Genomic DNA, 21,257 nt, shown 5'->3' on the forward strand with positions numbered 1-21,257 from the left:
CCGCCAGGCGATTTTCCTTTTCTTTTTCATTATTGATCTCTACCGGGTGACATCCGGGTTTCGCGCGCTCATTATAAAAGCAGTAGTCTTAATGGGGGTAATCTCATATGGAACAGCTGCGTGCTGAACTCAGCCATCTCCTTGGCGAAAAGCTAAGCCGGGTGGAATGCGTGAATGAAAAGGCCGATACCGCACTCTGGTCGTTGTATGACAGTCAGGGAAACCCCATGCCGCTGATGGCCAGAAGTTTTACCTCGCCGGGCGTCGCCAGACAGCTGGCCTGGAAAATGTCGATGCTGGCGCGGGAAGGGACTGTCCGTATGCCGACGGTCTACGGCGTGATGACCCATGAGGAGCATCCCGGCCCGGATGTTCTGCTTATCGAGCGTTTACGCGGGGTTTCTGTTGAAGCCCCGACGCGTACACCGGAGCGCTGGGAACAGCTGAAAGATCAGATTGTCGAGGCTCTGCTTGCCTGGCATCGGCAGGACAGCCGGGGTCTTGTTGGCGCGGTAGACAGCACCCAGGAAAACCTGTGGCCGCTGTGGTATCGCCAGCGTGTCGAAGTGCTGTGGGGCACGCTGAACCAGTTCAACAACACCGGCTTAACGATGCAGGACAAACGTATTCTGTTCCGCACCCGGGAATGTCTGCCGACGCTGTTTGAGGGTTTTAACGACAACTGCGTGCTGGTTCACGGCAACTTCACGCTACGCAGTATGCTTAAAGACTCGCGCAGCGACCAACTGCTGGCGATGGTCGGGCCGGGGATCATGCTCTGGGCGCCGCGCGAGTACGAACTGTTCAGGCTGAGCGAGGGCGGGGCGGCGGAAGATTTGCTCTGGCACTATCTTCAGCGCGCCCCCGTTGCGGAGGCCTTTCTCTGGCGACGCTGGCTCTATCTTCTCTGGGATGAGGTGGCGCAACTGGTCAACACCGGGCGCTTTAATCGCGCCAGTTTCGATCTGGCCGCAAAATCACTCCTGCCCTGGCTTGCCTGACGAACCTTTAAGCCACTGCCACAAGCGGCCAAGCGTCTCGTAGCCGACGCGGTCGCTGTGCATCAGCCATACCGGGGACGGGATTATCCGTTCCCACGGATTGAGCGGGGCGTCAATAGCCATCTGGTTTGCCGGAGCAGGAAGTGGATGCAGGCCCTGCTTCTCAAAGAAAATCATTGCGCGCGGCAGGTGTGAAGCAGAGGTCACCAGCAGGAACGGTACATCACCGATGGCCTGTTTCACCGCCGCCGCCTCTTCTTCGGTATCTTTTGGGCTATCCAGCGTGATGATGGCGGAACGCGGTACGCCAAGTGATTCAGCCACTCTTGCTCCTGCTTCAGCGGTACTGACCGGGTTGGTTTTTGCCGCAGCGCCCGTGAAGATCATCTTCGATCCAGGATTGGCCAGCCACAGGCGGATCCCCTCGTTCAGGCGCGGCAGGCTGTTGTTGATCAGGTTCGAGCTGGGCGCCCAGTTCGGATCCCAGGTATACCCGCCGCCCAGCACCACGATATAGCCCACCTTCTGATTTCCCTGCCACGTCGGGTAGGTGTTTTCAATCGGACGTAATAAACCGTCAGCGACCGGTTGCAGGCTGAGTAACAGCAGCGCCAGCCAGCCCACGGTAACGAGGGATTTACCGCTTTTCTGAAAGCGGCTAAACCATATCATTGCCAGCCCCAGCGCGATGAGAAGCAACAGCAGGGGAAGGGGAAGCATCATGCCTCCGATATATTTTTTTAGGGTAAAAAGCATCCTTTTTGGTTCCTTTTTTAACCATACAGCAGGCGATTGTCGGTGATATTACACCAGAGTGGTTCATTCTCCGCGCGGGTGTGACAAAATAGCGGTTTTGCAGTGAGTGGAACCCTCCCAATGCGGGATCGCAATTTTGATGACATCGCGGAAAAGTTTTCGCGCAACATTTATGGCACCACCAAAGGTCAGCTTCGTCAGACGATCCTCTGGCAGGATCTGGACAAGCTGCTGGCTGAATTCGGTGACCGACCGTTGCGCGTGCTGGATGCCGGCGGTGGGGAAGGTCAGACTGCAATTCTGATGGCGCAGCGGGGACATCACGTCACGCTTTGCGATCTTTCTGCCGAGATGGTTGCGCGCGCCGGGCGAGCGGCAGAAGAGAAAGGTGTGAGCGACAACATGCATTTTATACATTGCGCCGCTCAGGACATTCCGCAGCATTTGGAAACGCAGGTTGATCTGATATTGTTTCATGCTGTGCTCGAATGGATCGCCGAACCCCAGGCGATGTTAAAAACGCTGTGGTCGATGTTGCGCCCGGGCGGTGCGTTATCGCTGATGTTTTACAATGCCAACGGCCTGCTAATGCGAAACGTGCTGGTCGGCAATTTTGGCTACGTACAGCAGGGCATGTATAAAAAGAAACGACGCACGCTTTCACCGGATTTCCCCCGTGAACCGCAGCAGGTTTATGGCTGGCTGGAGGAGATCGGTTGGGAAATTACCGGCAAAACCGGCGTGAGGGTGTTTCATGATTATCTGCGTGATAAACAAAAACAGGATGACTGTTTAGACGCCTTAACAGAAATAGAGACGCGGTACTGCCGCCAGGAGCCTTATCTGAGCCTTGGCCGCTATATACACGTCACCGCGCGCAAGCCGCAGATGCAAGGATAATCTATGAGTGAATTTTCCCAGACAGTCCCCGAACTGGTTGCCTGGGCCAGGAAAAACGATTTCTCCATCTCGCTGCCGGTAGACAGACTCTCATTCCTGCTGGCGGTTGCGACGCTAAACGGCGAACGCCTGGATGGCGAAATGAGTGAAGGCGAACTGGTGGATGCGTTCCGCCACGTCAGTGATGCGTTTGAGCAAACCAGCGAAACCATTAGCGTGCGTGCCAACAACGCAATCAATGATATGGTGCGTCAACGTCTGCTGAACCGCTTTACCAGCGAGCAGGCGGAAGGAAACGCCATCTATCGTCTTACGCCATTGGGCATTGGCATTACCGACTATTACATCCGCCAGCGCGAATTTTCCACGCTGCGTCTCTCCATGCAGCTCTCTATTGTTGCAGGTGAGCTGAAGCGTGCCGCCGACGCGGCTGATGAAAACGGTGACGAATTCCACTGGCATCGCAACGTTTACGCGCCGCTGAAATACTCGGTCGCCGAGATTTTCGACAGTATCGATCTGACTCAACGTCTGATGGACGAACAGCAGCAGCAGGTGAAAGACGATATCGCTCAACTGCTTAATAAAGACTGGCGTGCGGCCATCTCCAGCTGTGAACTCTTGCTGTCAGAAACGTCCGGTACGCTGCGTGAATTGCAGGATACGCTGGAGGCGGCGGGGGATAAGCTACAGGCCAATCTGCTGCGCATCCAGGACGCGACAATGGCGCACGACGATCTGCATTTTATCGACCGTCTGGTGTTTGATTTGCAGAGCAAGCTTGACCGCATTATCAGCTGGGGCCAGCAGTCAATCGACCTGTGGATCGGTTACGACCGCCACGTGCATAAATTTATCCGTACCGCCATCGATATGGATAAGAATCGCGTCTTTGCTCAACGTCTGCGCCAGTCGGTTCAGACCTATTTCGATGCGCCGTGGGCGCTGACCTACGCCAACGCCGATCGTCTGCTGGATATGCGCGACGAAGAGATGGCGCTGCGCGATGAAGAGGTCACCGGTGAACTGCCGCCGGATCTGGAATACGAAGAATTTAACGAAATTCGCGAGCAGCTTGCGGCGATGATCGAAGAACAGCTTGCTGTCTACAAAACCAGACAAGCACCGCTGGATCTTGGCCTCGTGGTACGCGACTATCTGGCGCAGTATCCGCGCGCGCGCCACTTCGATGTTGCCCGCATTGTTGTAGACCAGGCGGTGCGCCTGGGCATCGCACAAGCCGATTTCACCGGACTGCCGCCGAAGTGGCAGCCGATTAACGATTACGGAGCCAAGGTACAGGCGCATGTCATTGACAAATATTGAACAAGTGATGCCAGTTAAGCTGGCACAGGCGCTGGCGAATCCGTTGTTTCCGGCGCTGGACAGCCAGCTGCGTGCCGGTCGTCACATTGGCCTTGACGAGCTGGATAATCACGCCTTTTTGATGGACTTTCAGGAGTACCTGGAAGAGTTTTACGCTCGCTATAACGTTGAGCTGATCCGCGCGCCGGAAGGGTTTTTCTACCTGCGTCCGCGCTCTACCACGCTTATTCCGCGCTCGGTGCTTTCCGAACTGGATATGATGGTCGGCAAAATTCTCTGCTACCTCTATCTCAGCCCGGAACGTCTGGCGAATGAAGGGATCTTCACCCAGCAGGAGCTTTACGATGAGCTGCTGTCGCTGGCGGATGAAAGCAAGCTGCTCAAGCTGGTGAATAACCGCTCAACGGGGTCCGATCTGGACCGTCAGAAATTACAGGAAAAAGTTCGCTCATCCCTTAACCGTCTACGCCGTCTGGGAATGGTCTGGTTCATGGGTCACGACAGCAGCAAGTTCCGCATCACCGAATCGGTCTTCCGTTTTGGCGCCGACGTGCGTGCGGGTGATGATGCGCGTGAAGCGCAGCTGCGCATGATACGTGACGGTGAAGCGATGCCGGTGGAAAACCATTTGCAGCTCAATGACGAGCACGAAGAGAATCAGCCGGATAGCGGGGAGGAAGAGTAATGATTGAACGCGGTAAATTTCGCTCACTGACGCTGATTAACTGGAACGGCTTCTTTGCCCGAACCTTCGATCTGGATGAGCTGGTGACAACGCTCTCCGGCGGTAACGGGGCGGGTAAATCCACCACCATGGCGGCCTTCGTGACGGCGCTGATACCTGACCTGACCCTGCTGCACTTCCGTAACACCACTGAAGCGGGCGCCACGAGCGGCTCTCGTGATAAAGGTCTACACGGTAAGCTGAAAGCGGGCGTTTGTTATTCAGTGCTGGACGTGATCAACTCCCGCCATCAGCGCGTGGTTGTAGGCGTGCGTCTGCAACAGGTTGCCGGCCGCGACCGTAAAGTAGATATCAAACCGTTTGCGATCCAGGGGCTGCCTACCTCCGTACAGCCAACCGCGCTGCTGACGGAAACCCTGAATGAACGTCAGGCGCGCGTCCTGACGCTCCAGGAGCTGAAAGACAAGCTGGAAGCTATCGAAGGCGTACAGTTTAAGCAGTTTAATTCCATTACCGACTACCACTCTCTGATGTTCGATCTCGGCGTGGTAGCCCGTCGTCTGCGCAGCGCGTCAGATCGTAGTAAATACTACCGTCTGATTGAAGCCTCCCTGTACGGCGGTATCTCCAGCGCCATTACCCGCTCCCTGCGCGACTACCTGTTGCCGGAAAACAGCGGCGTGCGTAAGGCCTTCCAGGATATGGAAGCCGCGCTGCGTGAAAACCGCATGACGCTGGAAGCGATTCGCGTTACGCAGTCTGACCGGGACCTGTTTAAGCACCTGATCAGCGAAGCCACCAACTACGTGGCGGCGGACTATATGCGCCACGCCAACGAGCGCCGTATTCATCTCGATCAGGCGCTGGAGTATCGCCGCGAGCTGTTTACCTCCCGCAGACAGCTGGTGGCCGAGCAGTATAAGCATGTCGAAATGGCGCGCGAACTGGGCGAGCACAATGGTGCGGAAGGGGATCTGGAAGCCGATTACCAGGCGGCCAGCGATCATCTGAATCTGGTGCAGACCGCGCTGCGTCAGCAGGAAAAAATCGAGCGCTACGAAGCCGATCTTGATGAGCTGCAAATTCGTCTTGAAGAGCAAAATGAAGTGGTGGCCGAAGCTGCCGAATTGCAGGAAGAGAACGAAGCCCGCGCGGAAGCCGCCGAGCTGGAAGTGGATGAGCTGAAAAGCCAGCTCGCTGACTACCAACAGGCGCTGGACGTGCAGCAGACGCGTGCGATTCAGTACAACCAGGCGTTGCAGGCGTTGCAGCGTGCCAAAGAGCTGTGCCATCTGCCGGACCTGACCCCGGAAAGCGCTGACGAATGGCTGGATACCTTCCAGGCCAAAGAGCAGGAAGCCACTGAGAAACTGCTTTCTCTCGATCAGAAAATGAGCGTGGCGCAAACGGCGCATAGCCAGTTTGAGCAGGCGTACCAACTGGTGGTGGCGATTAACGGTCCGCTGGCGCGTAACGAAGCGTGGGACGTTGCCCGTGAGCTGCTGCGCGACGGCGTTAATCAGCGCCATCTGGCCGAGCAGGTGCAGCCGCTGCGCATGCGCCTGAACGAGCTGGAACAGCGTCTGCGTGAACAGCAGGAAGCCGAGCGTCTGCTGGCGGAATTCTGCAAGCGTCAGGGTAAAAATTACGATTTCGACGAGCTTGAGGCCCTGCATCAGGAACTGGAAGCGCGTATTGCGGCCCTGTCCGATACCGTATCGAATGCCAGCGAACAGCGCATGACGCTGCGCCAGGAGCTGGAACAGCTTCAGTCCCGTTCGAAGACGCTCTTGCAGCGTGCGCCGATCTGGCTGGCCGCACAAAGCAGCCTGAACCAGCTCAGCGAGCAGTGTGGCCAGGAGTTTGCGTCCAGCCAGGACGTCACCGAATACATGCAACAGCTGCTGGAGCGCGAGCGCGAAGCGATTGTTGAGCGTGACGAAGTGGGCGCGCGCAAGCGTGACGTCGATGAGGAGATCGAGCGTTTAAGCCAGCCAGGCGGCTCAGAAGATCCGCGTCTGAATGCCTTAGCCGAGCGTTTCGGCGGCGTCCTGTTGTCTGAAATTTACGACGATGTTGGTCTGGACGATGCGCCGTACTTCTCCGCGCTGTACGGTCCATCCCGTAACGCGATTGTGGTGCCGGATCTGTCGCTGATTTCTGACCAGCTTGCAGGGCTGGAAGACTGCCCGGAAGATCTCTACCTCATCGAAGGAGATCCGCAGTCGTTTGATGACAGCGTATTCAGCGTTGACGAGCTGGAAAAAGCGGTGGTGGTGAAAATCGCCGATCGCCAGTGGCGCTATTCGCGCTTCCCGGAACTGCCGCTGTTTGGCCGCGCCGCGCGTGAAAGCCGCATTGAAAGCCTGCATGCCGAGCGCGAAACGCTTTCTGAACGTTTTGCGACCCTGTCGTTTGATGTACAAAAAACGCAGCGTCTGCATCAGGCGTTCAGCCGCTTTATCGGCAGCCATCTGGGCGTGGCCTTTGAGCCCGATCCGGAAGCCGAAATTCGCAAGCTCAACACCCGCCGCGGTGAGCTGGAGCGTGCGCTGGCTAGCCATGAAAATGACAACCAGCAGAGCCGCGTCCAGTTCGAGCAGGCGAAAGAGGGCGTTGCGGCGCTTAACCGCATTCTGCCGCGCCTGAACCTGCTGGCGGACGATACGCTCGCCGACCGCGTGGATGAAATTCAGGAACGACTGGACGAGGCGCAGGAAGCCGCGCGCTTTGTGCAGCAGCACGGCAATCAGCTGGCGAAGCTGGAGCCGATGGTTTCCGTTCTCCAGAGCGACCCGGAACAGTTTGAACAGTTAAAAGAGGATTACGCCTGGTCACAGCAGGTGCAGCGCGAAGCGCGTCAGCAGGCGTTTGCCCTGACGGAAGTGGTGCAACGTCGCGCGCACTTCGGCTACTCCGATTCAGCAGAAATGCTGAGCGGGAACAGCGATCTTAATGAAAAGCTGCGCCAGCGCCTTGAGCAGGCGGAAGCGGAACGTACGCGCGCGCGCGAAGCGATGCGTACTCACGCCGCACAGCTGAGCCAGTACAGTCAGGTGATGGCGTCGTTGAAAAGCTCCTTCGACACCAAGAAAGAGCTGTTAAACGACCTGCATAAAGAGTTGCAGGACATTGGCGTGCGCGCCGACAGCGGTGCAGAAGAGCGGGCACGTATTCGCCGCGATGAGCTGCATGCTCAGCTCAGCAACAACCGTGCGCGTCGTAATCAGCTGGAAAAAGCGCTGACCTTCTGTGAAGCGGAGATGGACAACCTGACGCGTCGCCTGCGCAAGCTGGAACGTGACTATCACGAGATGCGCGAGCAGGTTGTGACCGCGAAGGCGGGCTGGTGCGCGGTGATGCGCATGGTGAAAGACAACAACGTGGAGCGTCGTCTGCACCGCCGCGAGCTGGCGTATCTGTCGGCCGATGAACTGCGTTCTATGTCGGATAAGGCGCTGGGCGCGCTGCGTCTGGCGGTGGCGGATAACGAACACCTGCGCGACGTGCTGCGCATGTCCGAAGATCCGAAGCGTCCTGAGCGCAAAATCCAGTTCTTCGTGGCGGTGTATCAGCACTTGCGCGAGCGTATCCGTCAGGACATCATCCGTACCGACGATCCGGTTGAAGCGATCGAACAGATGGAGATCGAGCTGGGCCGTCTGACGGAAGAGCTGACCTCCCGCGAGCAAAAGCTGGCAATCAGCTCCCGCAGCGTGGCGAATATTATTCGTAAAACCATTCAGCGCGAGCAGAACCGTATCCGTCAGCTGAACCAGGGCCTGCAAAGCGTGTCGTTTGGCCAGGTCAACAGCGTGAGGCTGAACGTGAACGTGCGTGAGGCGCACTCCACGCTGCTGGACGTGTTGTCTGAACAGCATGAGCAGCACCAGGATCTGTTCAATAGTAACCGCCTGACCTTCTCCGAAGCGCTGGCGAAGCTGTATCAGCGTCTGAATCCGCAGATTGACATGGGCCAGCGTACGCCGCAAACCATCGGCGAGGAGCTGCTGGACTACCGCAACTATCTGGAAATGGAAGTTGAGGTTAACCGTGGCTCAGACGGCTGGCTGCGCGCGGAATCCGGTGCGCTCTCTACCGGTGAAGCCATCGGTACCGGTATGTCGATTCTGGTCATGGTGGTGCAGAGCTGGGAAGATGAAGCGCGTCGTCTGCGCGGCAAAGACATCTCTCCATGTCGTCTGCTGTTCCTCGATGAAGCCGCGCGTCTCGACGCCCGCTCCATCGCCACGCTGTTTGAGCTTTGCGAGCGACTCGATATGCAGCTCATCATCGCGGCGCCGGAAAACATCAGTCCGGAAAAAGGGACAACCTATAAGCTGGTGCGTAAGGTGTTCCAGAACAGTGAACACGTGCACGTCGTGGGCCTGCGTGGTTTCGCCCCGCAGCCACCGGAGTCATTACCGGGCACGGCTGACGCCTCTTAACCTGGGGTGCGACAAATAGCGGCGCTCATGCGCCGCTTTTTTTATTCACTTAACTTGTGTTCAGGGCTGCGTTATCTTTAAACTTCTTTACATAAGGCAAGGCAGCAGCGTGTATGCCTTTCTATACTGAAGGAAAGCTCCAGAATACTGGGCATGTCGTGAAAAACAGGGGGCAAGGGATGTTGCTTAAGAAAAATCGTGGTCGTCAGCTGTCTGCGCTGAGTTTGTGCCTGACAGTGATGTTTGCTCCACTGTTTACCGCTCAGGCCGATGAGCCTGAAATTGTACCGACTGACAGCTCCGCGACGATGGGCGCGCAGCCGACGTCACTGTCACAACCGCTGGATCAGTCTCCGGCGACGGCCATCATGGCCGGCATTAAACCGCTGCCGGAAGGCATCGATACTGGATCATTACGTCAGCAGCTTATGACCGGGCTGCCCTCGGGCTATACTCCCGCTTATATTAACCAGCTCACGCTGCTTTACGCTGCGCGCGATATGAAACCGATGTGGGAAAATCGCGAGGCGGTACGTGCCTTCCAGCAGCAGCTGGCTGAAGTGGCGATTGCAGGTTTTCAGCCGCAGTTCACGACCTGGGTTGAACTCCTGACCGATCCTGCCGTGACCGGACAAGCGCGTGACGTGGTGCTGTCTGATGCCATGATGGGCTACTTACAATTTGTTGCGGGGATTTCGGTGAACGGCAACCGCTGGTTATACAGCAGTAAGCCGTACAAGCTGGCGACGCCTGCGCTGTCCGTCATTAACCAGTGGCAGCTGTCGCTGGATAACGGCGAACTGCCGCGCTTTATCGCAAGCCTTGCGCCTGCCCATCCGCAGTATGCCACGATGCATCAGTCGCTTCTTGAGCTGGTTGCGGATTCCCGCCCGTGGCCTCAGCTGCGCGGCACCACAACGCTGCGTCCGGGGCAGTGGAGCAGCGATGTGCCTGCGATCCGCGAAATTATGAAACGCTCCGGCATTCTCGACAGCGGCCCTAAAATTGCGCTGCCCGGTGACGAGACGCAAAATGCGGTCGTCAGCCCGTCGGCGCCGGTAAAAGAGAAAACCGCCGTTGCGTTGAGCAATAAGCCCGCCGCTTACGATCGCGAGCTGGTCGCCGCAGTGAAGCAGTTCCAGGCCGCGCAGGGGCTGGGCGCTGACGGCGTGATTGGTCCATCTACTCGCGACTGGCTGAACGTCTCTCCGGCCCAGCGGGCTGGAGTGCTGGCGTTGAATATCCAGCGCTTGCGCTTGCTGCCGGGCACGTTATCCACCGGCATTATGGTCAACATTCCGGCGTACTCCCTGGTCTACTATCAGGACGGTAGTGAAGTGCTGGCGTCCCGCGTGATTGTCGGCCGACCTGACCGTAAAACGCCAATGATGAGCAGCGCGCTGAATAACGTGGTGGTTAACCCGCCGTGGAACGTGCCGCCGACGCTGGCGCGCAAAGATATTCTGCCTAAGGTCTGGAATGACCCGGGTTATCTGGAGCGACATAACTATACGGTGATGCGTGGCTGGAACAGCAAAGAAGCGATTGACCCCTGGATGGTGGACTGGTCAACGATTACGCCTTCGAACCTGCCGTTCCGTTTCCAGCAGGCACCGGGCGCACATAACTCGCTGGGACGTTACAAATTCAATATGCCAAGTTCGGACGCAATCTATCTGCATGATACCCCGAACCATAATTTGTTCCAGAAAGACGCACGCGCGCTCAGCTCGGGCTGTGTCCGCGTGAACAAGGCCTCTGAGCTGGCGAATATGCTGTTGCAGGATGCAGGCTGGAACGATACACGGATATCAGATGCGCTGAAGCAGGGAGATACGCGTTATGTCAATATCCGCCACAATATTCCGGTCAATCTTTACTATCTGACGGCGTTTGTAGGGGCAGACGGACGTACCCAGTATCGTACAGATATTTACAATTATGATCTGACAGCGCGATCCGGCGCACAAATTTTGCCAAAAGCGGAACAATTAATCAGGTAAATGAAGTAGTTCGGTAAAAATGATTGTCGTAAGTTATGGTGAATATGAGGCGATCTGTCTGCAAGCCGCGTATTCACTGGGGTTGGGCGCCTTGACGTAGCAGGCTTTGCCAGTTATGGTGCCCTTCGTGCGCTAAGCATATTGACAATTTCTTTTACCTGTAGACCTGATTATCATGGACAAATTTGACGCTAATCGCCGCAAATTGCTGGCGTTAGGTGGCGTTGCGCTGGGCGCAGCAGCCATCCTTCCGACGCCAGCATTTGCCACCCTCTCGACACCTCGTCCGCGTATTTTAACGCTCAACAATCTGCATACTGGTGAGACGCTTAAAGCGGAATTTTTCGATGGCAGAGGCTATATTCAGGATGAATTAGCAAGACTCAACCATTTTTTCCGTGATTTCCGCGCGAATAAAATCAAAGCCATCGACCCTGGATTATTCGATCAGCTTTACCGCTTGCAGGGACTGCTGGGAACCAAAAGGCCGGTGCAGCTCATCTCTGGCTATCGCTCTCTGGATACCAACAATGAACTGCGTGCCCACAGCCGTGGGGTAGCGAAAAAAAGCTATCACACCAAAGGGCAGGCGATGGATTTCCATATTGAGGGCGTTTCGTTAGCCAATATTCGCAAAGCGGCGTTATCTATGCGCGCAGGTGGTGTAGGATACTACCCACGTAGCAACTTTGTGCATATTGATACCGGGCCGGTTCGGCACTGGTAATAACGAAACACAGGAGCAGTATGAACTATCGTATTATTCCGGTTACCGCGTTCTCACAGAACTGTTCATTGATCTGGTGTGAACAAACTAAACTGGCCGCGCTTGTTGATCCCGGTGGCGACGCTGAGACAATCAAGCAGGAAGTCGCTGCCAGCGGTGTAACGCTGATGCAGATTTTACTCACCCATGGCCATCTCGACCATGTGGGTGCAGCGGCTGAACTGGCTGAATACTACGGTGTGCCGATTATCGGCCCGGAAAAAGAAGATGAGTTCTGGCTACAGGGATTACCTGCTCAAAGCCGTATGTTTGGCCTGGAAGACTGTCAGCCACTGACACCGGACCGCTGGCTGAACGAAGACGATCGCGTTAACGTAGGGAATGTAACTTTACAGGTGTTGCATTGCCCCGGACATACGCCCGGCCATATTGTCTTCTTTGATGACGTGTCGCGTCTGCTGATTTCCGGTGACGTGATTTTCAAAGGGGGCGTAGGACGCAGTGATTTCCCACGCGGCGATCACGGTCAGCTGATTCAGTCGATTAAGCAGAAGTTATTACCGTTAGGTGATGATGTGACGTTTATCCCTGGACACGGACCAATGTCAACGCTGGGGGATGAGCGGTTGCATAACCCGTTCCTTCAGGATGAAATGCCTGTCTGGTAAACCCGGTAAAATAAAAAAGCCTGCACGATGCAGGCTTTTTTTTAGGGATGCAGGTTACAGCACCGCGACAATGGCTTCGCACAGCGGCGCCATGTTGTCAGGCGTCATACCTGCAACGTTCACGCGGCCAGATGCAACGGCATACACGCCAAACTCTTCACGCAGGCGCAGCACCTGCTCTTTGGTCAGGCCGCTGAAGGAGAACATGCCGTTCTGCTTGATGATGAAGCTGAAGTCACGGTCAGCGCCTTTCTCAGCCAGCGTGTTCACAAACAGCAGACGCATGCGCTGAATGCGCTGACGCATATCGTTCAGCTCTTGCTCCCAGATGGCGCGCAGCGCATCGTTGCTCAGGATCGTCGCGACCACAGACGCACCGTGTGCCGGTGGGTTGGAGTAGTTAGCGCGGATCACGGACTTCATCTGGCTGAATGCGCGATCGACGGTTGCTTCGTCAGCAGCCACCAGCGTACAGGCGCCGACACGCTCGTTATACAGACCAAAGTTCTTGGAATAGGAGCTTGCGACTATCAACTCCTGATGCACGGCGGCGAATGCACGCAGACCTTCTGCATCTTCTTCCAGACCACGGGCAAAGCCCTGGTAAGCGAAGTCAAACAGCGGCAGCCAGCCTTTTTCAACGGACAGCTTAGCCAGCTGTTCCCACTGCTCAAGCGTAGGATCGATACCGGTTGGGTTATGGCAGCAGCCGTGGAACAGCACCACATCGCCCGCCTGGGCTTCGCTCAGGCTGGCCAGCAGGCCGTCGAAATCCAGCGCGTGGCTGGCTGCGTCGTAGTAGGCGTATTCACGCACTTCCAGACCCGCAGAATTAAACACGCTCTTATGGTTCGGCCAGCTTGGATTGCTTACCCACACACGCTTCACAGAAGTGTTTTTCGCCAGGAAATCTGCCGCCACGCGCAGTGCGCCGGTACCGCCTGGGGTCTGCGCCGTGCGGGCGCGTTTTTCGCTCACAATGGTGCTGCCTTTGCCGAACAGCAGCTCCTGGGTGCAGCGACCAAATTCAGGGATACCATCAATACCGAGGTAGTTTTTGGTGGTTTCGTTTTCCAGCAGATACTGCTCAGCTTTTTTGACGCTGGTCAGTACCGGAGTTTTGCCGGTTTCATCTTTATATACACCAATACCCAGGTTGATTTTTCCAGGGCGGTCGTCGGCGCGAAACAGATCGGCCAGGCCCAGAATTGGGTCGGCAGGAGCGGCAGTAATGTTCTCAAACATGACGAAGTTCCATTGTGATTACAGAAGTGAAATCCGCTATCAGGTTAACGGTAGATTTACAAAATGCCAACCGTTTGCGACGAAAAGCGTGCGGCTTTTCAAAAGTCGCTATTATTTTCTCTCAGGAATAAAAAAACAGGGCCGAAGCCCTGTTCATTAAGCATATAACAACGAGGTGTGCTGATTAGAACTGGTAAACCAGACCCAGAGCCACGATGTCGTCGTTGTTGATGCCCAGCTTGTTGTCGTCTTTCAGCTGGTTGATCTGATAGTCAACATAGGTAGACATGTTTTTGTTGAAGTAGTATGTCGCACCAACGTCGATGTAGTTGATGTAGTCTTCGTCACCGATACCTTCTACGTCTTTCGCTTTAGATTTGTAGTAAGCGATGGACGGACGCAGGCCGAAGTCGAACTGGTACTGAGCGACGACAGAGAAGTCCTGAGACTTGTTAGCGAAACCACGGCTGCCCAGACGCGCTGCGTTACGCATTTCGCCATAAATAGCTGCCAGGTAGATGTTGTTCGCGTCATATTTCAGGCCGGTTGCCCACTGTTCAGCTTTGTCGCCTTTACCCCATTCCAGCGTCTGCTGGTTGTTGGTACGGTCAGCGGCGCCATAAGCACCCACAATGCCGAAGCCTTCGAAATCATAGCTCAGTGAGGTTGCCCAGCCGTCGCCGTTGGAACGTACTGCATCAGTACGCTCGTTTTTGCCCAGGTACTGAACACCAAAGTTCAGACCGTCAACCAGGCCGAAGAAGTTGCTGTTACGGTACGTCGCCAGGCCACCGGTACGGCCAGAGAAGAAGTTATCGCTCGCGCCGGTGTCGCCACCGAACTCAGGGAGCATATCGGTGATGCCGATTGCATCATAGACCAGACCGTAGTTACGACCGTAGTCGAAGGAGCCTGCGTCACCGAATTTCAGACCTGCGAATGCCAGACGGGTTTTGTTGCCGTTCTGTGCATCGCCACCTTCAGAGTTGTTACCCTGGAAGTTGTATTCCCACTGACCGTAGCCAGTCAGCTGATCGTTGATCTGAGTTTCGCCTTTGAAGCCCAGACGTGCGTAAGTGTTGTCGCCATCGTTGCTGTCATTATCGGAGAAGTAATGCAGGCCGACTGCTTTCCCGTAAAGATCTAATTTGTTGCCGTCTTTGTTATAGATTTCAGCAGCGTTTGCTGCACCGGCTACCAGCAGGGCAGGGACTACCACTGCCAGGATATTGCGCTTCATCATTATTTATTACCCTCATTGGTTTTTTTATGACACTCGCCACTGCCGTCAATAAATTCTGTCAATAAATATTTCCGGAACTATTGATGAGAGTTAGGTGTCTTTATGTGTCTGACAGGCATCTTTCCATTCATAGAACCGTTTCGCTACACTGAAAGTGCTACAATCTTCAAGATTCAGTTACCAAAAGAAAATATATGTAACTAAATATGTATTTTTGGGAACTTTGTGAAGCACCTCAAACTTCAGCGCTATCTGGTGAATTAAACCTCCGCTTTATTCTTATATATATGATTTCCTTATGTTTAATTTAGCTAAAGGCCTTTCGTATAAACAGAAGTTAAACGGCTCATTTTTTCTTATAATCGGCAAAAGCCATCCAGATGGCTGTGAAAGTGGTTGTTTTTTGTGCTATTGCGTAAGGATTGTATTAAGCGCCATAAAAATGGGGTTAATTTTTTATCTCAGGATATTTCGTGGAAACAAAACGTAACAGGTAGAGGTAATCGCGGGGTTGTGGTTTAAAGACGCTTACTTTTGACTGACGAAAACTGACATTGCAGGATAAAATAATGGCCAGCATTTGCTGGCCATTAAGGATTTGGTCGGTTAGAAACTTGCGTTACGCGGTGTGCGTGGGAACGGAATCACATCACGTACGTTCTGAACACCTGTTACGTAAGCAATCAGACGTTCAAAGCCAAGGCCAAAGCCGGAGTGCGGGACGGTGCCGTAGCGACGGAGATCGCGATACCAGCTGTAGTCCGCCGGGTTCAGACCCATCTCCAGCATACGCGCGTCCAGCACATCCAGTCGCTCTTCACGCTGGGAGCCACCGATAATCTCACCGATGCCCGGCGCCAGCACGTCCATCGCGGCAACGGTTTTACCGTCTTCGTTAAGGCGCATATAGAACGCCTTAATGTCTTTCGGATAATTTTTCACCACAACCGGTGCTTTGAAGTGCTTCTCTGCCAGATAACGTTCGTGCTCGGAGGAGAGATCCACGCCCCAGTAAACCGGGTTTTCGAATTTCTCACCGCATTTTTCCAGGATAGCGACCGCGTCGGTGTAATCCACCTGCGCGAAGTCTGCGGAGACGAAGCGCTCAAGACGGGCGATGGCGTCGTTATCGACACGCTCAGCGAAGAATTTCATGTCGTCTGCGCGCTCTTCGAGAACCGCTTTGAACACGTATTTCAGCATCGCTTCTGCCAGGCCTGCCACGTCATTCAGATCGGCAAAGGCCACTTCCGGCTCCAGCATCCAGAATTCCGCCAGGTGACGGCTGGTGTTGGAGTTTTCCGCACGGAAGGTTGGGCCGAAGGTATAGATCTTAGACAGCGCACAGGCGTAGGTTTCGCCGTTCAGCTGGCCAGAAACCGTCAGGAAGGCTTCTTTACCAAAGAAGTCTTTGTCGTAATCCACTTTACCTTCCGGCGTACGCGGCAGGTTTTCCATATCCAGCGTTGAAACGCGGAACATTTCACCTGCGCCTTCGGTATCGGATGCCGTGATCAGCGGAGTAGAAACCCAGAAGTAACCCTGCTCGTCAAAGAAGCGATGCAGCGCCTGCGCCAGCGTATGACGCACGCGGGCAACCGCACCAATCAGGTTGGTGCGCGGACGCAGGTGCGCAACTTCACGCAGATATTCGATGCTGTGACGCTTTGCAGCCATCGGATAGGTGTCCGGATCTTCAACCCAGCCGGTCACTTCCACCGAGGTCGCCTGAATTTCGTAGCTCTGACCCTGGCCCGGAGAGGCCACCACAACACCGGTGACGATCACGGAACAGCCGGTTGTCAGGTGCAGAACGTCATCATTGTAATTGGGCAGAGAATTATTAATGACGGCCTGTACAGGATCAAAGCAGGAACCGTCATAGACGGCGAGGAAGGAGATGCCAGCTTTAGAATCTCGGCGAGTACGCACCCATCCGCGCACGGTGACCTCCTGGTCAACGGCGACACGGCCCTGGAGTACGTCGGCTACAGGCACAACGCTCATAATATTCTCTCTGTTAATAGTCGGAAAAAATAAACACTTGTCCGCCCTTATAGGGGGGATATCTATGTTACCTGCCATCCGCTATCAGACAAGTAAATTTCACCGTCTTGAGAGAAGAAATAAGAAATAAATAAGAGAAGGGGAGCCATGAAGGCTCCCCCGAAGCCGTTAACTGGCTTTTTTAACCTGAGGCAGATCGAAGGCTTTACGTAATGCGCGGACAAACGCTTTGTCATGGCAGATGGTTTTGCCAGGGCTGTCGGAGAGCTTCGCGACCGGCTTACCGTTACATTCCACCAGTTTTATGACGATGTTCAGCGGTTTCACCTGAGGGATATCACAGGTTAACCGCGTACCAATCCCGAAACTCAGGTTCACCCGCGATGAGAAATGGCGATAAAGGTCGACGGCTTTTGCCAGATCAAGGTTATCGGAGAAGACCAGCACCTTACTCATTGGGTCGATACCCAGCTTTTCGTAATGGGCGATGGCTTTCTCACCCCATTCAACCGGGTCCCCGGAATCATGGCGTAACCCCTGGTAGCGTTCGGCAAACTCAGGGCCAAAGTCGCGCAGGAACGCGTCCATGGTAATGCAGTCGGTAAGGGCAATACCCAGCCGATCCGGGTATTCCTCTAGCCACGCGGCGAGGGCGGCGCGCTGGCTGTTGGCAAGGTCAGGGCTGATCTGCTGGTGCGCCTGGAACCATTCGTGCGCCTGGGTGCCCATCGGCGTTAAATCAAGGCGACGTGCCAGATCGTAGTTACTGGTGCCAACGAACCACGGCTCCTGTTGCAGACGTCTGACAATGGCTTCCTGAACCTCGCGAGAGAAGCGGCGGCGCGTGCCAAAGTCCATCAGACGGAAGCGGGACATATCCAGCCCTTCGGTCAGTTTGGAAAACTCAACGAGTTTATTCTCCAGAGCGGCGACCGCCTGCGTCACACCGGTTTCAGGGGAGCGATAGCGGTGGGCCAGCTCGCTGATCACGGCCAGAAGCGGCACTTCCCACATGATCACCTCGCGCCACGGGCCGGTCAGACGAATGTCCAGCTTGCCGTTATCATTGGTGACGGTGACCTGTTCCGGCTTATAGCGGAACTCACGCAGCCAGTTCAGATAGTCCGCTTTGAAGAAAGGCAGGCCTGAAAGCCACTGATATTCGTCATCGGTGAGCGCCAGATGCTGCATGGCCTCGACCTGTTCACGAATGGAATCTGCGTAGATACCCAGCAAGTCGTCACCCCGGCAGCGAAATTCCGCCGCAACATGGACATCATGATAGTGGTGAAACACGGCTTGCTGCATATGCAGCTTGTACGCGTCGGTATCCAGCAACGTATGCAGAACCGGAGAAGCGAATTGAGTCATAGGTGCGCTGTAGCATCCTCTCACGGGAGCGTTTAGTACAATAAACAACTCCGGAGTATACCCTGTTTAGTGATTTATTGAACCCCGATCACAACATAAGCACACTTTATGGTCGAGAGCATTTCGTGCCCCGTGTTATAAAAATGTAGCTAAAAAGGGCGTTGTGCCTGAAAAGATGAACATTCTGCATAGCGCGTTTTACACAACAGGAATATATTGAATCGTTACTCGACAAACGATGCATAAGGTTTTCTATGACACAACAGCCACAAGCTAAATACCGCCACGACTACCGTGCGCCGGAATACCTGATAAGCGATATCGATCTGACTTTCGACCTGGATGCCACAAAAACCGTCGTGACGGCGGTAAGCCAGGTGACGCGCCAGAGCGCGACAGCCGTGCCGCTGCGTCTGGATGGTGAAGACCTTACGCTGGTTTCCCTGCATATTAACGATGAAGCCTGGTCAGACTATAAAGAAGAAGGCAACCAGCTGGTCATCGACAACCTGCCGGAACGCTTTACCCTGCGCATCGTGAATGAAATTAGCCCTGCCGCCAATACCGCGCTGGAAGGGCTTTACCAGTCAGGCGTAGCCCTGTGTACCCAGTGTGAAGCCGAAGGTTTCCGCCACATTACCTGGTATCTTGATCGCCCGGACGTCCTGGCGCGCTTTACCACCAAAATTATTGCCGACAAAACGCTGTACCCGTACCTGCTCTCCAACGGCAACCGGATTGGCGAGGGGGAAATGGAGAATGGCCGTCACTGGGTACAGTGGCAGGATCCGTTCCCGAAACCCTGCTATCTGTTTGCGCTGGTGGCGGGAGATTTCGATGTTCTCCGCGACACCTTTAAAACGCGCTCTGGCCGTGAAGTCGCGCTGGAGCTGTTCGTGGATCGTGGCAACCTTGACCGCGCACCGTGGGCAATGACCTCTCTCATCAACTCCATGAAGTGGGATGAAACGCGCTTTGGTCTCGAATATGACCTCGACATCTATATGATTGTTGCTGTCGATTTCTTCAACATGGGCGCGATGGAGAATAAAGGTCTTAACATCTTTAACTCCAAATACGTGCTGGCGCGTACCGATACCGCCACGGATAAAGATTACCTCGATATCGAACGCGTTATCGGCCACGAATATTTTCACAACTGGACCGGGAACCGCGTCACCTGTCGCGACTGGTTCCAGCTGAGCCTGAAAGAGGGCTTAACCGTCTTCCGCGATCAGGAGTTCAGCTCCGATCTGGGATCGCGGGCGGTGAACCGCATCAACAACGTGCGCACTATGCGTGGTCTGCAATTTGCAGAAGATGCCAGCCCAATGGCCCACCCGATCCGCCCGGATAAAGTCATTGAGATGAATAACTTCTACACCCTGACGGTGTATGAAAAAGGCGCTGAAATTATCCGCATGATCCACACCCTGCTGGGCGAAGAGAATTTCCAGAAAGGGATGCAGCTTTACTTCGAGCGTCACGACGGCAGTGCGGCCACCTGCGACGATTTTGTTCAGGCGATGGAAGACGCCTCTAACGTGGATCTGTCTCATTTCCGCCGCTGGTACAGCCAGGCCGGTACGCCGATTGTGACGGTCAAAGACGACTACAACCCGGAAACCGAGCAGTACACGCTGACCATCAGCCAGCGCACACCGCCAACGGCGGAGCAGGAAGAGAAACATCCGCTGCACATTCCGTTCAGCGTTGAGCTGTACGACAACGAAGGCAATGTGATCCCGTTACAGAAGGGCGGTCACCCGGTGCATAACGTGCTGAACGTGACCCAGGCAGAGCAGACCTTTATCTTCGATAACGTCTATTTCCAGCCCGTTCCTGCCCTGCTGTGCGAATTCTCTGCGCCGGTGAAACTCGAATATAAGTGGAGCGATCAGCAGCTGACGTTCCTGATGCGTCACGCGCGCAACGATTTCTCGCGCTGGGATGCGGCACAAAGCCTGCTGGCGACCTACATCAAGCTGAACGTCAACCGTTACCAGCAGGGCCAGCCGTTGACGCTGCCGGTTCATGTGGCAGACGCGTTCCGTGCCATCCTGCTGGATGAGAACATTGACCCGGCGCTGGCGGCTGAAATTTTAACGCTGCCGTCTGCGACTGAAATCGCCGAGCTGTTTGACATCATTGATCCGATTGCCATCGTCGCCGTGCGTGAAGCGCTGACCCGCACGCTGGCGACCGAACTGGCAGATGAGTTCCTCGCCATTTACAACGCCAACAAGCTGGACGCGTATCGGGTGGAACACGCGGATATCGGTAAACGTTCCCTGCGCAATACCTGCCTGCGCTATCTGGCGTTTGGTGAGGCAGAGCTGGCGAACACGCTGGTCAGCAAGCAGTACCACGAAGCCGATAACATGACGGATGCGCTGGCCGCGCTGGCTGCAAGCGTTGCCGCCGAGCTGCCGTGCCGCGATGCGCTGATGCAGGAGTACGACGACAAGTGGTATCAGGATGGTCTGGTGATGGACAAGTGGTTCATCCTTCAGGCCACCAGTCCGGCAGCCGATGTACTCAGCAAAGTACGTAGCCTGCTGAAGCACCGTTCGTTCACCATGAGCAACCCGAACCGCGTCCGCTCTCTGATTGGTGCCTTCGCCAGCAGCAACCCAGCCGCGTTCCATGCCGAAGACGGCAGCGGTTATCAGTTCATGGTTGAAATGCTGACCGAGCTGAACAGCCGTAACCCGCAGGTGGCGTCTCGTCTGATTGAGCCGCTGATCCGCCTGAAACGTTACGATGCGCAGCGTCAGGCGAAAATGCGCGCCGCGCTTGAGCAGCTGAAAGGGCTGGAAAATCTGTCTGGCGATCTGTACGAGAAGATTGCTAAGGCCTTAGCGTAATAAAAAATTG

General features: G+C 55.2%; 14 protein-coding genes. 9 read left to right on the plus strand and 5 right to left on the minus strand.

The annotated features are described in order from the left end of the window. Positions 1–107: 107 nt before the first annotated feature. Complete coding sequence (locus tag O1724_RS08275; protein ID WP_003858216.1) at positions 108–1,001, plus strand: YcbJ family phosphotransferase; 894 nt, start codon at positions 108–110, stop codon at positions 999–1,001. On the opposite strand, the gene elyC is transcribed toward O1724_RS08275, so the two are convergent. After that, complete coding sequence (elyC, locus tag O1724_RS08280; protein WP_003858214.1) at positions 978–1,757, minus strand: envelope biogenesis factor ElyC; 780 nt, start codon at positions 1,755–1,757, stop codon at positions 978–980. The two genes, O1724_RS08275 and elyC, sit on opposite strands and share 24 nt — an antisense overlap. A gap of 120 nt (positions 1,758–1,877) precedes the next feature. On the opposite strand from elyC, the gene cmoM reads away from it, so the two are divergent. The 7 genes from cmoM (at position 1,878) to O1724_RS08315 (ending at position 12,514) form a co-directional block, all read left to right on the plus strand. Beyond that, on the plus strand, positions 1,878–2,657 hold the full coding sequence (gene cmoM / locus O1724_RS08285; RefSeq protein WP_003858212.1) for a tRNA uridine 5-oxyacetic acid(34) methyltransferase CmoM: 780 nt from the start codon (positions 1,878–1,880) through the stop codon (positions 2,655–2,657). Between the two features lie 3 nt (positions 2,658–2,660). Then, on the plus strand, positions 2,661–3,983 hold the full coding sequence (gene mukF / locus O1724_RS08290; protein WP_015570962.1) for a chromosome partition protein MukF: 1,323 nt from the start codon (positions 2,661–2,663) through the stop codon (positions 3,981–3,983). Then, positions 3,964–4,668, plus strand: a complete 705-nt coding sequence (gene mukE / locus O1724_RS08295; RefSeq protein ID WP_003858208.1) for a chromosome partition protein MukE — start codon at positions 3,964–3,966, stop codon at positions 4,666–4,668. Before mukF ends, mukE begins: the two co-directional genes overlap by 20 nt. Continuing rightward, entirely contained in the window at positions 4,668–9,116 is a 4,449-nt protein-coding gene (mukB, locus tag O1724_RS08300; protein WP_214595491.1) for a chromosome partition protein MukB, read from the plus strand. The genes mukE and mukB overlap by 1 nt, the downstream gene beginning before the upstream one ends. Positions 9,117–9,295: 179 nt before the next feature. Continuing rightward, on the plus strand, positions 9,296–11,119 hold the full coding sequence (ldtD, locus tag O1724_RS08305) for a L,D-transpeptidase (protein WP_003858203.1): 1,824 nt from the start codon (positions 9,296–9,298) through the stop codon (positions 11,117–11,119). Between the two features lie 175 nt (positions 11,120–11,294). Next, positions 11,295–11,846, plus strand: coding sequence for a peptidoglycan L,D-endopeptidase MepK (mepK, locus tag O1724_RS08310; protein WP_003858202.1), 552 nt, complete (start codon positions 11,295–11,297; stop codon positions 11,844–11,846). A gap of 20 nt (positions 11,847–11,866) precedes the next feature. Continuing rightward, positions 11,867–12,514 (plus strand): MBL fold metallo-hydrolase, encoded by a 648-nt coding sequence (locus tag O1724_RS08315; protein WP_022650729.1) that lies wholly within the window; start codon positions 11,867–11,869, stop codon positions 12,512–12,514. A gap of 54 nt (positions 12,515–12,568) precedes the next feature. Here the strand turns inward: O1724_RS08315 and O1724_RS08320 are convergent, their stop codons facing one another. From O1724_RS08320 to pncB, 4 genes are all read right to left on the minus strand, one after another. Then, the gene (locus tag O1724_RS08320) at positions 12,569–13,759 is read right to left on the minus strand and encodes an amino acid aminotransferase (RefSeq protein WP_003858198.1); all 1,191 of its coding nucleotides are present in this window, start codon (positions 13,757–13,759) and stop codon (positions 12,569–12,571) included. A gap of 184 nt (positions 13,760–13,943) precedes the next feature. Continuing rightward, on the minus strand, positions 13,944–15,002 hold the full coding sequence (gene ompF, locus O1724_RS08325; protein WP_022650730.1) for a porin OmpF: 1,059 nt from the start codon (positions 15,000–15,002) through the stop codon (positions 13,944–13,946). 606 nt (positions 15,003–15,608) lie between these two features. Continuing rightward, complete coding sequence (gene asnS, locus O1724_RS08330; protein ID WP_126296710.1) at positions 15,609–17,009, minus strand: asparagine--tRNA ligase; 1,401 nt, start codon at positions 17,007–17,009, stop codon at positions 15,609–15,611. Positions 17,010–17,177: 168 nt separating this feature from the next. Continuing rightward, on the minus strand, positions 17,178–18,380 hold the full coding sequence (gene pncB / locus O1724_RS08335; protein ID WP_126296709.1) for a nicotinate phosphoribosyltransferase: 1,203 nt from the start codon (positions 18,378–18,380) through the stop codon (positions 17,178–17,180). 254 nt (positions 18,381–18,634) lie between these two features. On the opposite strand from pncB, the gene pepN reads away from it, so the two are divergent. Further along, a complete protein-coding gene (gene pepN, locus O1724_RS08340) occupies positions 18,635–21,247 on the plus strand; it encodes an aminopeptidase N (RefSeq protein WP_022650731.1) in 2,613 nt (870 codons plus the stop codon). The last annotated feature ends 10 nt before the right edge of the window (positions 21,248–21,257 follow it).

Source organism: Enterobacter cloacae complex sp. HYC074_NIDB (assembly GCF_056673345.1).

Excerpts from the sequence above, each read along its gene's own strand:
- O1724_RS08275 (WP_003858216.1), top strand. The coding sequence starts at position 108 with ATGGAACAGCTGCGTGCTGAACTCAGCCATCTCCTTGGCGAAAAGCTA.
- elyC (WP_003858214.1), bottom strand. The coding sequence starts at position 1,757 with ATGCTTTTTACCCTAAAAAAATATATCGGAGGCATGATGCTTCCCCTT.
- cmoM (WP_003858212.1), top strand. The coding sequence starts at position 1,878 with ATGCGGGATCGCAATTTTGATGACATCGCGGAAAAGTTTTCGCGCAAC.
- mukF (WP_015570962.1), top strand. The coding sequence starts at position 2,661 with ATGAGTGAATTTTCCCAGACAGTCCCCGAACTGGTTGCCTGGGCCAGG.
- mukE (WP_003858208.1), top strand. The coding sequence starts at position 3,964 with ATGTCATTGACAAATATTGAACAAGTGATGCCAGTTAAGCTGGCACAG.
- mukB (WP_214595491.1), top strand. The coding sequence starts at position 4,668 with ATGATTGAACGCGGTAAATTTCGCTCACTGACGCTGATTAACTGGAAC.
- ldtD (WP_003858203.1), top strand. The coding sequence starts at position 9,296 with ATGTTGCTTAAGAAAAATCGTGGTCGTCAGCTGTCTGCGCTGAGTTTG.
- mepK (WP_003858202.1), top strand. The coding sequence starts at position 11,295 with ATGGACAAATTTGACGCTAATCGCCGCAAATTGCTGGCGTTAGGTGGC.
- O1724_RS08315 (WP_022650729.1), top strand. The coding sequence starts at position 11,867 with ATGAACTATCGTATTATTCCGGTTACCGCGTTCTCACAGAACTGTTCA.
- O1724_RS08320 (WP_003858198.1), bottom strand. The coding sequence starts at position 13,759 with ATGTTTGAGAACATTACTGCCGCTCCTGCCGACCCAATTCTGGGCCTG.
- ompF (WP_022650730.1), bottom strand. The coding sequence starts at position 15,002 with ATGATGAAGCGCAATATCCTGGCAGTGGTAGTCCCTGCCCTGCTGGTA.
- asnS (WP_126296710.1), bottom strand. The coding sequence starts at position 17,009 with ATGAGCGTTGTGCCTGTAGCCGACGTACTCCAGGGCCGTGTCGCCGTT.
- pncB (WP_126296709.1), bottom strand. The coding sequence starts at position 18,380 with ATGACTCAATTCGCTTCTCCGGTTCTGCATACGTTGCTGGATACCGAC.
- pepN (WP_022650731.1), top strand. The coding sequence starts at position 18,635 with ATGACACAACAGCCACAAGCTAAATACCGCCACGACTACCGTGCGCCG.